Below are 13,442 nucleotides of genomic sequence, written 5' to 3' on the forward strand. Positions count from 1 at the left end.
CTTTTCCTGAGCCTACGCCAAGTTTCTGGCACCACTACCCTCGTCCCTTATCACAGGGTCGCGATGCGCGGCGCCTAACGCAGATGGCTCGCGAGCATCGAGCACACGCGCATCCAGCGGATCGCGTCGAGAATGGTATTGGCCTTGAACCCCACCGTGAGCGGGGCATAGCGGATCGACGCCGGAATCGTCGCGCAGATATCGGCGAGCGTGACGCTCGTAAGATCGAAGACCACGTCGCATGGCTCCGACAGCCGATAGGGCTTCACCGTTCCCGCCGACCGCACCGCCCGCTCGGCGGCCTCGCGGATCAGCTTGCGGGCCGTATGCGGAGACAGGGCTCGCGCCGCCTGCTGACCCAGTGCCGTTTTCACCTGCACGAACTCAGCCCCAGGGAACAGCCCGCCGCAGGTGCGCGCCGTCACGTCGTCCCCGGAGAGCAGAATGACCGGCACGCCCATGGCGCCCGCATAGGCGCCGTAGAACATCGCCTCCGACGCCGCCATGCCGTTCAGCCGGATCGCCGCGAAGGCCGAGGAGCTCGTGGTATGGGCGAGCACGCCATGCTCCGCTGCCGCCGCATGATAGCCGAGGCACATGACCCCCGAATAGCTGTCGTCGAGCCCCGCGAACATGGCGCCCGGCTTGATATTGCCGCGAATGAGTTCGGCGCGCGGATCGAGCAGATCGGGCAGGAGGTTCGTCATCGGCCCGTGGCTGTCGTTCACCAGAACCTCGACCGCGCCGCCGGCGAAGGCGCCCTCGATGGCGGCGTTCACCTCCTCCGTCATCAGCCGGCGCGCATGCTCGTATTCGACATTGCCGGGCGCGCCATGCGCCGGCAATACCACCCCGGCAACGCCCTCGATATCGGAGGAGATGTAAATCTTCATGCTGGATGTCCAGACTTCGTCACGTCACGTGGCTGCCGAGCATCGCGCAGACGGCCATCCAGCGGATCGCGTCGGCAACCGTTTCCGTCTTGAAACCGACCGTCAGCGGTGCGTAGCGAATGGCCGCAGGGATAGTCGCACAGATGTCCGCTCGGGTGGCGCTGGTGAGATCGAATGCGACATCACAAGGTTCGATAACGCGAAAGGGCTTCATGGTGCCCGCCGCACGCACGGCGCGCTCCGCGGCCTCGCGGATGCGCTTGCGGGCTTCGTGCGGAGACACCGCACGTGCCGCCCGCTGCCCCAGTGCTGTCTTCACCTGCACCACCTCGGCGCCCGCGAAAAGGCTGCCGCAGGTCCGCGCCGTCACGTCGTCGCCGGATATGAGGATGACAGGCACGCCCATGGCGCCAGCATAGGCGCCGAAGAACATTGCCTCGGAGGCCGCCACGCCGTTCAGGCGGACACCGGTGAAGTCACGCGTGCTGTAGGTATGCGCGAGCACGCCATGATCCCCCGCCGCCGCGTGGTAGCCGACGCACATGGCGCCGGCATAGGTGTCATCCAGCCCTGAGAACATGCTTCCCGGCTTGATCTGGCCCCGGATGAGTTCCGCCCGGGGGTCGAGCAGGTCCGGCAGAAGATTGATCATCGGCCCATGGCTGTCGTTCACCAGCACTTCGACGGCGCCGCCGTCAAAGGCGCCCGCGATGGCGGCGTTCGCCTCCTCCGTCATCAGCCGGCGCGCATCCTCGTATTCCAGGTTGCCGGGCTGACCATGCGCCGGCAGGACGACGCCGGCCACGCCCTCGATGTCGACCGAGATGAAGATCTTCACAGCGACAGCGAGGCCTCGGCGTTGAAGCGTTGCCACATCGCGGCATAGCCGGTGTGGCTGAAGCCGTAACTGCGCGCGGAAAGCTTCTCGATCCACCGCTCCGTGGCGAGCGACGCCGCATGCCAGCACCAGCGGACCAACGCGGCCTTTACCCGCGGCGAGGCGGTGCGCGCGGAGATGGACGCCGCATGGAACTGCCGCTCCAGAGCGTCGAACTCGGCGCGGATTTCGGGCTTCACCTCGCGGTAGTGCGCCATCGCGCGGCGATGCAGCCGTTCGTGACGCCACCAAAGCGTGCCTTCGGTATCGATGCCCGTCGGTTGCAGCCCGGCATCCGGGAGCGGAACTCCAAGAAACAGAGGCTTGAAGATCGAGAGATCGGTGGCGGAGGTCCCCGTCATCCAGACAACGACGCTATCGGGCCGCGTCTCGGTGATCATCGCGCCCGTCGCGTGCCAGAAGCGCAACGGTGTCGGCCCTGCATGCATGCAGACCCGAACCGACCGCTTGTCGGCGGTCACGTCGTAGGTTGACTCGTCACCGACATCGCGCAGCACGGCCGCCATGTCGTGCATGGTGATCTGGCCGTGGCGCGCGGCGAGCAGCCCGGCGGCGCAGCTCTCGCGCTCATTCGCGCCAGCCTCGTATTCGCGCACCGGGTCGGCGAACATCGCCCGGAAGTCGGCGCGCTCACCACCGGATGGCAGCGAGGACAGCTCCCAGTCGGCGCCGATCTGATAGCGGTTGGAGATCGCCTCCGTGCTCCGCGCGCGGCGCGCCGCCCAGTGCCGGCCGGCACAGTTGATGATCCAAGCCTCGCGCCGGTCGGCGATCAGCAGCCCGCCGTCGAACTGGTAGTTGCCCATCATCTGGACGTTGCCGCCCTGCCCGTATTCCACGACATGCGCGCCGATGATCTCGACCGCCTCGCGCGCGGTCGCGCCCCGCTCGAGCCCCAGACGCAGAAGATCGAGGACGATGACGCCATCTTTCGCCTCAGTCTGGTTGCTGAAGGCGGCCTCGTTGCCGATGGCGACGCCATGCTCGTTGCAGCCGATCTCACCGCCCCAGGCCCAGAAGGACCGCTCGAGAATGATCTCGTGCGTGTGCCGCGCCTGGGGGATGGTCAGATGGGTCACTCGCAACGCCGTGCCGGCGCCATAGTCACGCGCGGGGAAACTCAGGATCTGCTGCGCCTCGTTGACCTCGGTATCCGCATTCTTGGCGAGGAGCATGACACCGTCGGCGGTTGCCTCGGGCTGGGCCACGATGGTGTCGCACATGGATCGTTTTCCTCAGCCCAAAGCCGGGTGGTGCTTGTGCCAGTCGGTCGCCTGCTGAAAGGCATGGCCCGCCTGGCATAGCAGAGCCTCCGCACCATGCGCGCCGATCATCTGGAAGGCCACCGGCAACCTGGCAGGCGTGAAGCCGCCGGGCAGCGTCAGCGACGGATGGCCCGTCATGTCGAAGGGGCAGGTGAAGCCGAGCAGGCTGTTCATCAGAGCATCGTCCGTGCCGAGCGTTCCCATCTTCGCAAGGCTCGGCGCGGCAAAGCCCATCGCCGGGATCAGCAGCAGGTCGATCCCGGTCATCAGCGCATTGACCCGGCCACGCAGGTCCTCCCGCCGCAGGAGGATGCGCTGCAGGTCGAGCCCCGAGACCGAGCGGCCCAATTCGATGATGCCGGCGAGCGCCGGCCCGTAGGCGTCGCGCTGCGAGGGGAAGGTGCGGGCATGAGCGACCGCCGTCTCGACCCCGCAGAGCGGAAACCAATCCTTCACCGCCTGCCGGATGTCGGGGAATGTCACCTCCACGATCTCGGCGCCGAGGCCGCGCATGACTTCCAGCGCCGCCGCCACCGCCGCCTGCGTCTCGGCATCGGCAGACCCGCCCATCCAGGCCGGATCGGTGCCGATACGCAAGCCCGCCACGCCGCCCTCGAGCGCCGCGAGGTAATCGGGCACCGGCGTCTGCAGCGCCGTCGGGTCCTTCGGGTCGGCGCCCGCGATCGCGCCGAGCATCGCCGCCGCATCGCGGACGCTGCGCGTCATCGGGCCGACGTGGTCCAAGCTCGCCGCCAGTTCGAAGACGCCATAACGGCTGACACGGCCCCAGCTCGGCTTCAGGCCCGTCAGGCCCTGGGCCGCCGAGGGAAAGCGGATCGAGCCGCCGGTGTCGGAGCCGAGCGAGCCGTAGCAGAGCCCCGCCGCTGTCGCGACACCCGAGCCGCTGGAGGACGCGCCGGGCCAGTGCTCCGCGCTCCAGGGGTTCTTGGGTGGCGTGACCGACGGGTGATGATCGGCGTAGGCGCTCTCGGTGAGCTGCAGCTTGCCGAGGATGACGGCGCCGGCCTCCTGCAGGCGGGTCACGACGGTTGCATCCTCGTCCGGCCTGAAGTCGGCGTAGAGCGTCATGCCGGCGGCGGTCGGCACGCCCTCCATCCAGCAGAGGTCCTTCACCGCCAATGGCACGCCATGAAGCGGGCCGCGAAGGGTGCCGGCTGCGATTTCCGCATCCGCGCGCGCGGCCTGCGCCAGTGCGAGTTCCGGCAGCACCAGCGCGTAGCTGCCGAGGGTCACGTCGAGCGCCTCGATCCGGTCGAGCATCGCTTGCGTGACCGCGACCGAGGACAATTCGCCCGCCTGGATCAGGCCAGCGACCTCGGTCAGTTCGAGATAGGCGAGATCGGTTTCGGTCATCGTCGGTCCCTCTTGTGCTGCGTCAAAATCGATCCGGGCGGTAATCGGCCGGATCGGTGAAAGGCACGTCGCCGGTCATCATCGCCGCCAGCAAGCGGCCGGTGGTCGGGCCCAGCGTCAGCCCCTGGTGGCCATGACCGAACCCATACCAGAGGTTTGGCTGTCCCGGCGCGCGCCCGATGATCGGCAGCATGTCCGGCGTGCAGGGCCGCGCGCCGACCCAGGGCGCGGGGTCCAGCCGCGTGCCCAGGCCCGGCATCAGCCGCCGCGCCGAAGGCTCGACGCGCCCAAGCTGCACCGGCGTCGGCCGCGCGTCCCGATGAGCGAATTCCGCGCCAGTGGTCAGCCGGACGCCGCGCCGCATCGGCGCCAGCATGTAGCCGTTCGCAACGTCGAAGACCGCGTGGTTGAGCCCTGCATTCCCATCCGGCTTGTAGTGCATGTGGTAGCCGCGCTTGACGAAAATCGGCGGGTCGTAGCCGAGCGGCTTCGTCACCACCGGGGACCACGCGCCCAGCGCCACCACGGCCTCCCTTGCCGTGACCTGGCCACCCTCGCCCGCCACCTGCCATCCCGATCCGGCGCGGGCGAGGCTCCGTGCATCGCCGATCCGCACCCGCCCGCCGAGACGCTCGAACAGCGCCGTGTAGGCAACCGTCAGCGCATGCGGGTCGATCACCGCGACCGGCTGCGTCCATTGCAGCCCGCCGGCGAGCCCCTCGCGCAGATGCGGCTCCTCCCGGGCCAGCGCGGCCGCGTCGAGCGCGCGATACTCCACGCCGAACTCTCGCCGGCCACTCTCCGCAAGCGTCACGGCGGCGGCGAGCGACGCCGGCGTTTCATGCGCCATGGTCCAGCCGCCGGGCCGCAGCAGGTCCCGCGCATCGGCGGCATCGGCCAGCGCCATGTGATCATCGACGCAATGCTCGATGAGCCGCGCATACTTGCGGGAGATGGCGGCGTAGCGCTCAGGGGCGGAGTGATACCAGTAGCCGAGGAAGGGCCGCATGAGCCGAGGCAGCATGCGTGTGTGGTAGTAGGAGTCCGGCGTGCGGTTGCCGGCGTAGCGCAGCAGGTCGCCGAGGTTGCGCGGGAAGAGGTGCGGATAGACCGCCTCGCGCTGGATGAGGCCGGCATTGCCGAAGGAGGTCGCCTCGCCCGGCCCCTGCCGGTCCAGCAGCACCGTCTGCCGCCCGCGCATCTGCAGATGGACGGCGATAGAGACGCCGACGATGCCGCCGCCGAGGACGACGACATCGGTGTCCTCGCTACTGGGCATTCACGAACTCCGTCGCGAAGTGGCAGGCGGCCCAGCGGCCCCCCAAGAGTGCGACCCTTGGCGGCGGCGTCTCGCACACCGCCTGAGCCGACGGGCACCTTGTGCGGAAGGGACAGCCGGACGGCGGATCGACGGGGCTCGGCGGCTCGCCCGCGAGCGGCGTCTCATGTCCGCCGCCGCCGAAGGGTCGGCGCGCGGAATGGAGGCGAGCAGAGCGCGCGTGTAGGGATGCGCCGGGCGGGCGAAGACGCTGGCGGTAGGGCCGTATTCCACCATGGTGCCGAGATACATCACGCCGACAGTCTCACACAGGTACTCGATCACGCCGAGGTCGTGGGAGATGAACATCAGCGTCAGACCCAGATCGCGACGGAGGTCCGACAGCAGGTTGAGCACCTGCGCCCGCACCGAGACATCGAGCCCCGAGACCGCCTCATCGGCCACGAGCAGCTTGGGCCGCACCGAGAGCGCCCGCGCGATCCCTACCCGCTGGCGCTGGCCGCCCGAGAGCTCCGACGGGTAGCGCGTCGCGGCCGAGGCCGGCAGACCGACCCGCTCCAGCAGCCGCGCGACCTCGGACTGCACCTCTCCCGGCGGCACGATGCCGTGCAGGCGGATGGGCTCGCCGATCGCCGACCCGATGCGGATGCGCGGGTTGAGCGAGGAATACGGGTCCTGGAACACCATCTGCATCTGCCGACGGAGTGCGCGACGGGCGCCGGGCTCGGCCTTCGCGATGTCCTGCCCCTCGAACCGGATGGCGCCGTCATCGGCGGCGAGCAGGCCCAGCACGAGGCGTCCCAGCGTTGTCTTGCCGCAGCCGGACTCGCCGACGAGGCCGAAGCTCTCGCCACGAGCGATGGCGAAGCTCACGCTCTTCGCGGCCTGCACGCGCCGGTGCGGGCGGCCCATGACCCTGCGATGAGCGACCGCCGCAGAATGAAATACTTGTTCAGCCCCTCGACGGCGAGAAGCGGTTGCTCAGACATCGGCATGCGCGCCGACGGCAGCGGGGTGGTAGCAGGCAAAACCGCCGCCGCCCGCCGAGATGGTCCAACCGGGGAAGGCGCGTTCGCAGTCTGGCTGCTTGTGCGGGCAACGCGGCGCGAAGCTGCACCCCGAGGGCCGTTGCGCGGGGTCCGGCGGCATCCCCGCGATCGGGTGCAGCGGATGGTTCGCCCGCGTGCCGCGCGGGATCGAGTTGAGCAGCGCCACCGTGTACGGGTGCCGAGGAGCCGCGAAGATGCGGGCGATCGGCGCCTCCTCCACGATGCGTCCGGAATACATGACCGCCACGCGGTCGCAGGTCTGCGCCACCACCCCGAGGTCGTGCGTCACCAAAATCAGCGCCATGCCCAGCCGCGTCCGTAGCCCGCTGAGCAGCTTGAGGATCTGCGCCTGGATGGTCACGTCGAGCGCCGTCGTCGGCTCATCCGCGAGCAGCAGGCGCGGCGAGCACACGAGCGCGATGGCGATCGCCGCGCGCTGCCTCTGGCCACCCGACAGCTCATGCGGAAAGGACGCCGCGATGCGCGCGGGGTCGGGCAGCCCGACCAGCCGCATGACCTCCAGCATCCGGGCGCGCCGGTCGGAGGGAGCAATTGCACCATGGTAGCGCAGGCCCTCGGCGATCTGCCGGCCCACCGTCATCACCGGGTTGAGCGCCGTCAGCGGATCCTGGAAGATCATGCCGATGCCGGCTCCGCGCAGCGGGCGCAGCCGCGCCTCGTCGGCGGTTGCGAGATCCTCGCCCTCGAAGCGGATCGCGCCTTGAGTGATCCGCGCACGGCCCGCGAGCAGCCGGATGATGGCGCGGATCGTCGTGCTCTTCCCGCACCCGGATTCGCCGACGATGCCGTAAGCCTCGCCCGCGCGGACGGTGAACGACACATCCTCGACGAGCGCGACGGTGCCCTCCCCTTTCGGGATGCCGATGCCGAGGCGCTCGACGGTGAGAAGCTCCGCCATCTACGCGCGCCCCAGCTCGGGCCGCAGCGCATCCGCAAGCCCGTCGCCGAGCAGGCTCAGCGAGACCGCGAGCAGCACGATGGCGAGGCCGGGAAAGCCGCTGATCCACGGCGCCTGGCTCACGAAGCTATAGCCGTCGGCGATGATGAGGCCCCATTCCGGCAACGGCGGTTGCGCGCCGAGGCCGAGCCAGCCGAGCGAACTGCCGAGGAAGATGTCGAGCACGGCGTCCGAGGTTGCGTAGACCAGCGCCTGCACGATGACATTGGGCAGAATGTGGCGGGCGAGAATGCGTCCATCGCCGAAGCCGAGAAGACGCGCCGCCTGCACGTAATCCGTCTGTTTCACCACGAGGATTTCGGCGCGGGTGATGCGGGCGTAGCTCACCCAGCCGACCGCCGCGACGGCGATATACATGTTCTTGAGGCCAGGGCCGAGCACGGCGACGATTGCGATGACAGCGACGAAGAACGGAAACGCCACGGCGACATCGACGAGCCGCATCGACACCACATCCGTGGTGCCGCCGAAGTAGCCTGCCGACATGCCGACCATGGTGCCGATGATGAAGGCCGGCACGACGCAGAACAGCGCGATCTGCAGATCGATGCGGCTGCCGTAGACGATGCGGGTGAATACGCCGCGACCGAGGTTGTCGGTGCCGAAGGGAAAGGCGAGGCTCGGCGGATGCAGCGAGTTCATCAGGTCCATCGTTGTCGGGTCGCCCGGCAGCAGCATCGGGCCGAAGACGGCGATGAGCACCCAGGCGATCATGAGTCCGACGCCGAGCTTGAGGTTGCGCGGCCACCGTTTCAACCGAGTTCACTCCGCCGCACGCGCGGATCGAGCATGATCTGGCCCAGGTCGGTCAAGAGATAGATGAGCACGACAACGACGCCGAACATCAGCGTCACCATCTGAATGGTCGGGTAGTCGCGTGTGCCGATGGAGTTGATCATGAGCTGACCGAGGCCAGGAACGGCGAAGACGTTCTCCACGAGCACAGTGTTGCCCACCAGAAACCCAATGTTGAGGCCGAGCACGTTGAGCGCCGGCAGGATGGCGACGCGCAGCGCGTGGCTGAGAAGCACGACGTAGCCGGGCAGGCCCTTGGCGCGGGCGGTGTCGATGAAGCCGGCGCCGAGCGCCTCGCCGAGGCTCGTCCGGAGCGCCCGCATGACGAGCGGCGCCACATTGAGCGCGCAGGTGAGCGCGGGCAGGAACAGGTTGTAGAGCCGCGCGCCCCAGGTGTTCCCGTAACCCGCGATGGGAAAGATATGGAAGGTGACGGCAAAGATGAGGATGAGGATGAACCCCGTCCAGTAGCTCGGCAGCCCGAGGCCCGCCGTCGCGATGACGCGCAACGCATGATCCGCGCCACGCCCTTGCCGCGTGCCTGCGATCAGGCCGGCGGGGATGGCAATCACCAACGAATGATCGTGCTGTAGAGCAGCAGCACCAGCGTCGGCACCATGCGGCCGAAGACGAGTTGCGACACCGGCTGGCCATAATAGTAGGAGATGCCGAAGTCGCCCTGTACGAGGTGCTTGAGGTAGATCAGATACTGCACGCCGATGCCGCGATTGAGCCCCAGGCGCGCGCGAACGGCGGCCATCAGCGCGGGCGTCGCGTGGATGCCGAGGATAGCGCGCGCAGGATCGCCTGGGATCAGGCGCACGAGGAGAAACACCGCGAGCGTGATCCCGAAGGCGACCGGGATCATCAGCAGCAGGCGACGGATGATGTAGTTCAGCAAGAGCCGGTCTCAGCTCTTCCAGACATCCTCGAGCCAATAGTTACCCGTCGGCAGGACCATGAAGCCGTGGACGTTGTCGCGGATGGCGGTGATGGCCGGCGTCCAATAGAGCCAAAGATACGGGGCGTCCGAGAAGATGATGCGCTGCATATCCAAATATGTCGCGCGGCGCTTGGCCTCATCCAGCTCGCCCAGCGCCTGCTTCGCCAGCGCATTGACCTTGGGGTTGCTGTAGTAGGTCCAGACGGAATCGCTGCCTTCATCGCCCGCGCCGGCGAAAGCCACCAATTCGGATGGATCGAAAATGTCGCTGGTCATGTAGCCTTGCGCCATCTCGTATTGCGCCGCACTCACCTGCGCCAGCTGCGTATTCATCTCCTCCGGCACGATCTCCATTTTGATGCCCAGCGGCAGCAGCATCTGCTGCACGATTTCGGCAACCTGAGCGAAGATCGTGTCGCCGCTGTAGGTCGTGCATTTTGCGCTGAAGCCGTTCGGCATCGAACTCTCCGACATCAGCTGCTTCGCTTTCGCGAGGTCGTACGGATATGGCTTGTCCGTCGTGTCCGTCATGAACATCTTGGGCAGGAAAGAGGTCGGAACCTCGCCGTAGCCGAACAGCACGGCCTTGATGATCGCCTCCTTGTCCACGGCGTAGTTCATCGCCTGGCGGATCTTCACGTCCTGGAAGACCGGCAGCTTCTCGTTGAACTGAATCCAGTCGATGCGGTCATACGGCACCATCTGGATGTCGAGGCCCGGCGCGGTCTTGAGCTTGTTGACCTGGTTGAAGGGCACTTGCGTGCCGATGTCGATCTCGCCGGACTGCACCTTCAGCATGCGCACGTTGTCGTCGGCGACGATCGAGAGCACGATGCCGTCCAGATACGGGCGCGACGGGTCCCAGAAGTGCGGGTTGCGGGCAAAGGTGATGCTGTCGCCCTTCTTCCAATCGGTCATCATGAATGGGCCGGAGCCGATCGGCTTGTTGCCGAATACATCCAGACCGACCTTGTTGAAGTAGGCCTTCGGCACGATGGCCGCGCCATGCAGCGAGGCCACGGCCATGAACGGCGCCCAGTCCTGATGCAGATTGAAGACGATCGTGTGCACGTCCGGCGTTTCCATGCTGAGCTTCGGAAACATCGAGCCCCAGGGGGAATCCTTGTCGTAGATCGTACGGCCGAAGGAAAACTCGACATCCTCGGACGTCACCGGCGTGCCATCCGAAAAGGTCGCCTTCGGATTGATGTGGAAGGTATAGGTGCGCTTGTCGTCCGAGATGTCCCAGCTCGTGGCGAGGTCAGGCACGACGCCGTCGCCGGTCGGGTTGGTGCGGATCAGCAACTGGAAGACCAGCAGCTTCGCCCAGATCGACATGTTGTCAGAGGGGACGACGGGCTCGAAGGACACCACGTCGCCGGTCCGCGCCATCGTGAGGATGCCGCCGCGCTTCGGCGTCTCATCCGCGCGGGCCGCCACCGAAAAACCGGCGCCAGCCAGGGCGGTCGCCGCGAGGCCGAGCGCCGAACTCTGCAAGAGGCGTCGACGGGAAAGCGCCATAGGAAGGGGCTGGCCAGGATGACGGCTCATTGCTTGATCCTCATGATGTGAAGAGGTGATGTTTCGACGCTTGGAGGTAATTCCCGCTCGCAAAAAATTTTCTGTCAAGAAAAATTATTTCCGATAGTTTTTGTGCAGAATGATCAAGGCGGAGGCAGCCTGTTTCACCACCGCGCCCCTGCATCGCAAGGGAATATCGCATTGGACTGATGCTTTATGAGGCAGCAATGGTCTGTGCCGTTACGGCTCGACGCACTCGCTTGTCATTGTAGTTTCCACCGGGCTATGTTTCTCCTCAGAAACACGGGGATCAACGCAGACAGAGAACTGGAGGTTGCCGTTCATGGCGGCAGGGGAAATGAGCCAGAACATCGGCCGCACTCTGGCCGAGCTCCGGCAGAGCCGAGGCTGGACGCTGAAGACCCTGAGCGAGGAGACGGGAGTGAGCGTGCCGGTGCTCTCCAAGATCGAGAACAATCAGACCGGCATTTCCTTCGAGACAGCAATGAAGATCATGGGCTCGTTGTCTCTGACCCTTGACGAGCTGACTGGCGCGCGGCGTGCGCCTGCGTTGTCGACCGGCCGGCGTGCCGTCAACGCCGCAGGCACGGCGCTGCGCATTCCCTCCATAAACCGCAGCTACGAGCTGTTCGCGACCGAACTCCGGCGGAAGCGGATGGTGCCGATGATCACCACGGTCGACGTGCAAAACGTCGAGGAGTGGGGTCCGCTCAGCCGTCATGAGGGCGAGGAGTGGATGTATGTACTCTCGGGCAGCGTTGCGCTGCATACGGATCTTTATGTTCCACTCGTGATGAAAACCGGCGACAGCATTTATATCGACTCCGGCATGGGTCATGCCATGGTCGCGCTTGACAACGTTCAGGCTCGCGTCCTCTCCGTCTATGCCGGCACCGGGGCACCGTTCGGAACCGCTCCCGCCGATGGTTGACCCGTCTCCATGAACCAGGGGGCGAGGCAACGATAGAGCTCCCGGAACCGCATGTAGCCTTGCGCGTACACGGCCGCATTGGCCGCGTTGGGCTCTAGCGTCTCGCCGTAGCGGACCAGTGCGCGCGCACCGGCCCAATCCGTGCTGGCCCCGGTGCCGATGGCCGCAACCCAGGCCGCGCCGAGGCACGACCCTGGGTGTCCCTCCAACCGCTGCACCGGCAGTCCGATGATGTCCGCCACGATCTGCATCCAGACGACGCTGCCTGACCCGCCGTCCGATGCGAGTAGCCGGCGCACCGGATAGCCGAGTTCCCGGAACACCTCGATATGATGCAGGAAAGCGTAGCCCACGCCCTCGAGCGCCGCACGCCATAGATGCGGAACGCCATGGTTGAGGCTGAGGCCCGTCACCGTGCCACGCGCGAGCGGATCATGGATTGGGCTTTTCTCGCCAAGAAGATAAGGCAGCACGAACACGCCGTCACTTCCCGCCGGAACGCCCGTCGCCAGAATGTCGAGCGCGGCATGCGGGTTGGTCTCGCCGATGACGGCACCTGCTGCAAAGCCTTTGACGAGCCAGTTCAACATGGCGCCCGTCGCGGCCATACAACCGTTCGGCATGAAGAGCCCCGGGATCACGTGGTGATCCATGAACAGCCGGGCATCCGGTTGCGCCGTCTCCGCCGCGATCAGGATGTCGCCCGCACCACCGAATTTCAGCAGCACGTCGCCTTCCGCGACGACACCGGCGGCATAGGCCGAGGCCACATGATCGGCAGCACCTGCCACCACCGGCAGCCCCTCCGGCAGGCCGCTCTCCGCCGCCGCTGCCGCCGTCACGTGCCCGATGATGGCGTGGCTCTCGGCGAGGCGAGGCAGCGCCGGGAGCGGGATGCCGGCGAGCGCCACGAGGTCAGGCGCCACGTGTCCATCGGCGAGGTCGACGAACCCCGCCTCCAGCGCCCAGTTGTGCTCGATCGCCCGTTGGCCGGTCAGCTTCCAGTTGATGAAGTCGTAGGACCCGAAGACGGTGCCGATACGATCGAAGACCTCCGGTTCGTGGCGCTCGATCCAGCGCAACTTCGCGGCGACGATCTGCTGATTGATGCCATTGCCGGTCCGGCGCAAAAATGACGCGCCATCCACCTCACGCGTAAGTTCCTCAACCTCCCTCATGCAACGCCCGTCGCTCTGCTGAATGCTGCGGCGGAGCAACTGACCTTCGCCGTCAAGCAGCACGACCGCCGGCACCATGCCTGCAACGCCGATGCCCGAAAGCGAGCCGGCCAGCTCCGGCGCCATCTCCAGCAGCTCGCGCGTGATGGCGCAGGTGTTGCGCCACCACTGCAACGGGTCCTCCTCCGCCCAGCCGGGATGGAGAGAGACGAGTTCCACGGGGCGCGAGACAACGGCGACGATGCGGTCCGGCAGGTCGATGAGGATGCCGATGGTCGAGGTCGTGCCGATATCGATGCCGACAACCGCGGGCATG

At 66.8% G+C, this 13,442-nt stretch carries 13 protein-coding genes and 1 pseudogene; 1 reads left to right on the forward strand and 13 read right to left on the reverse strand.

Annotated elements, in window-relative coordinates; translation table 11 throughout:
* Window positions 1–74: 74 nt before the first annotated feature.
* From ACOEQ1_RS10550 to ACOEQ1_RS10605, 12 genes and pseudogenes are all read right to left on the reverse strand, one after another.
* Window positions 75–893 carry a M55 family metallopeptidase gene (locus ACOEQ1_RS10550; RefSeq protein ID WP_419759207.1) on the reverse strand — a complete coding sequence of 273 codons (819 nt, stop codon included), beginning with the start codon at window positions 891–893 and terminating at the stop codon, window positions 75–77.
* Window positions 894–912: 19 nt separating this feature from the next.
* Entirely contained in the window at window positions 913–1,731 is an 819-nt protein-coding gene (locus ACOEQ1_RS10555) for a M55 family metallopeptidase (protein ID WP_419759208.1), read from the reverse strand.
* Window positions 1,728–3,014 carry a C69 family dipeptidase gene (locus tag ACOEQ1_RS10560; RefSeq protein WP_419759209.1) on the reverse strand — a complete coding sequence of 429 codons (1,287 nt, stop codon included), beginning with the start codon at window positions 3,012–3,014 and terminating at the stop codon, window positions 1,728–1,730. Before ACOEQ1_RS10560 ends, ACOEQ1_RS10555 begins: the two co-directional genes overlap by 4 nt.
* Window positions 3,015–3,026: 12 nt before the next feature.
* A complete protein-coding gene (locus tag ACOEQ1_RS10565) occupies window positions 3,027–4,430 on the reverse strand; it encodes an amidase (RefSeq protein ID WP_419759210.1) in 1,404 nt (467 codons plus the stop codon).
* A gap of 22 nt (window positions 4,431–4,452) precedes the next feature.
* A complete protein-coding gene (locus ACOEQ1_RS10570) occupies window positions 4,453–5,709 on the reverse strand; it encodes an NAD(P)/FAD-dependent oxidoreductase (RefSeq protein ID WP_419759211.1) in 1,257 nt (418 codons plus the stop codon).
* On the reverse strand, window positions 5,699–5,977 hold the full coding sequence (locus ACOEQ1_RS10575) for an oligopeptide/dipeptide ABC transporter ATP-binding protein (protein ID WP_419760678.1): 279 nt from the start codon (window positions 5,975–5,977) through the stop codon (window positions 5,699–5,701). The genes ACOEQ1_RS10570 and ACOEQ1_RS10575 overlap by 11 nt, the downstream gene beginning before the upstream one ends.
* Window positions 5,920–6,621: pseudogene (locus ACOEQ1_RS10580) on the reverse strand (ATP-binding cassette domain-containing protein); the annotation flags it as partial. The pseudogene ACOEQ1_RS10580 and the gene ACOEQ1_RS10575, both read right to left, overlap by 58 nt.
* A 69-nt stretch (window positions 6,622–6,690) precedes the next feature.
* Window positions 6,691–7,677 (reverse strand): ABC transporter ATP-binding protein, encoded by a 987-nt coding sequence (locus tag ACOEQ1_RS10585; RefSeq protein WP_419759212.1) that lies wholly within the window; start codon window positions 7,675–7,677, stop codon window positions 6,691–6,693.
* Window positions 7,678–8,493, reverse strand: a complete 816-nt coding sequence (locus ACOEQ1_RS10590) for an ABC transporter permease (protein ID WP_419759213.1) — start codon at window positions 8,491–8,493, stop codon at window positions 7,678–7,680.
* On the reverse strand, window positions 8,490–9,104 hold the full coding sequence (locus ACOEQ1_RS10595) for an ABC transporter permease (RefSeq protein ID WP_419759214.1): 615 nt from the start codon (window positions 9,102–9,104) through the stop codon (window positions 8,490–8,492). The genes ACOEQ1_RS10590 and ACOEQ1_RS10595 overlap by 4 nt, the downstream gene beginning before the upstream one ends.
* Complete coding sequence (locus ACOEQ1_RS10600) at window positions 9,101–9,433, reverse strand: hypothetical protein (RefSeq protein ID WP_419759215.1); 333 nt, start codon at window positions 9,431–9,433, stop codon at window positions 9,101–9,103. Before ACOEQ1_RS10600 ends, ACOEQ1_RS10595 begins: the two co-directional genes overlap by 4 nt.
* Window positions 9,434–9,442: 9 nt before the next feature.
* A complete protein-coding gene (locus ACOEQ1_RS10605; protein ID WP_419759216.1) occupies window positions 9,443–11,026 on the reverse strand; it encodes an ABC transporter substrate-binding protein in 1,584 nt (527 codons plus the stop codon).
* Window positions 11,027–11,354: 328 nt separating this feature from the next.
* On the opposite strand from ACOEQ1_RS10605, the gene ACOEQ1_RS10610 reads away from it, so the two are divergent.
* On the forward strand, window positions 11,355–11,948 hold the full coding sequence (locus ACOEQ1_RS10610) for a helix-turn-helix domain-containing protein (RefSeq protein WP_419759217.1): 594 nt from the start codon (window positions 11,355–11,357) through the stop codon (window positions 11,946–11,948).
* Here the strand turns inward: ACOEQ1_RS10610 and ACOEQ1_RS10615 are convergent.
* Window positions 11,900–13,441 carry an FGGY-family carbohydrate kinase gene (locus ACOEQ1_RS10615; RefSeq protein ID WP_419759218.1) on the reverse strand — a complete coding sequence of 514 codons (1,542 nt, stop codon included), beginning with the start codon at window positions 13,439–13,441 and terminating at the stop codon, window positions 11,900–11,902. The genes ACOEQ1_RS10610 and ACOEQ1_RS10615 overlap by 49 nt on opposite strands.
* Window position 13,442 lies beyond the last annotated feature (1 nt).

The sequence above is a fragment of the Acidisoma sp. genome (assembly GCF_965199065.1).
Classification (GTDB): domain Bacteria; phylum Pseudomonadota; class Alphaproteobacteria; order Acetobacterales; family Acetobacteraceae; genus Acidisoma.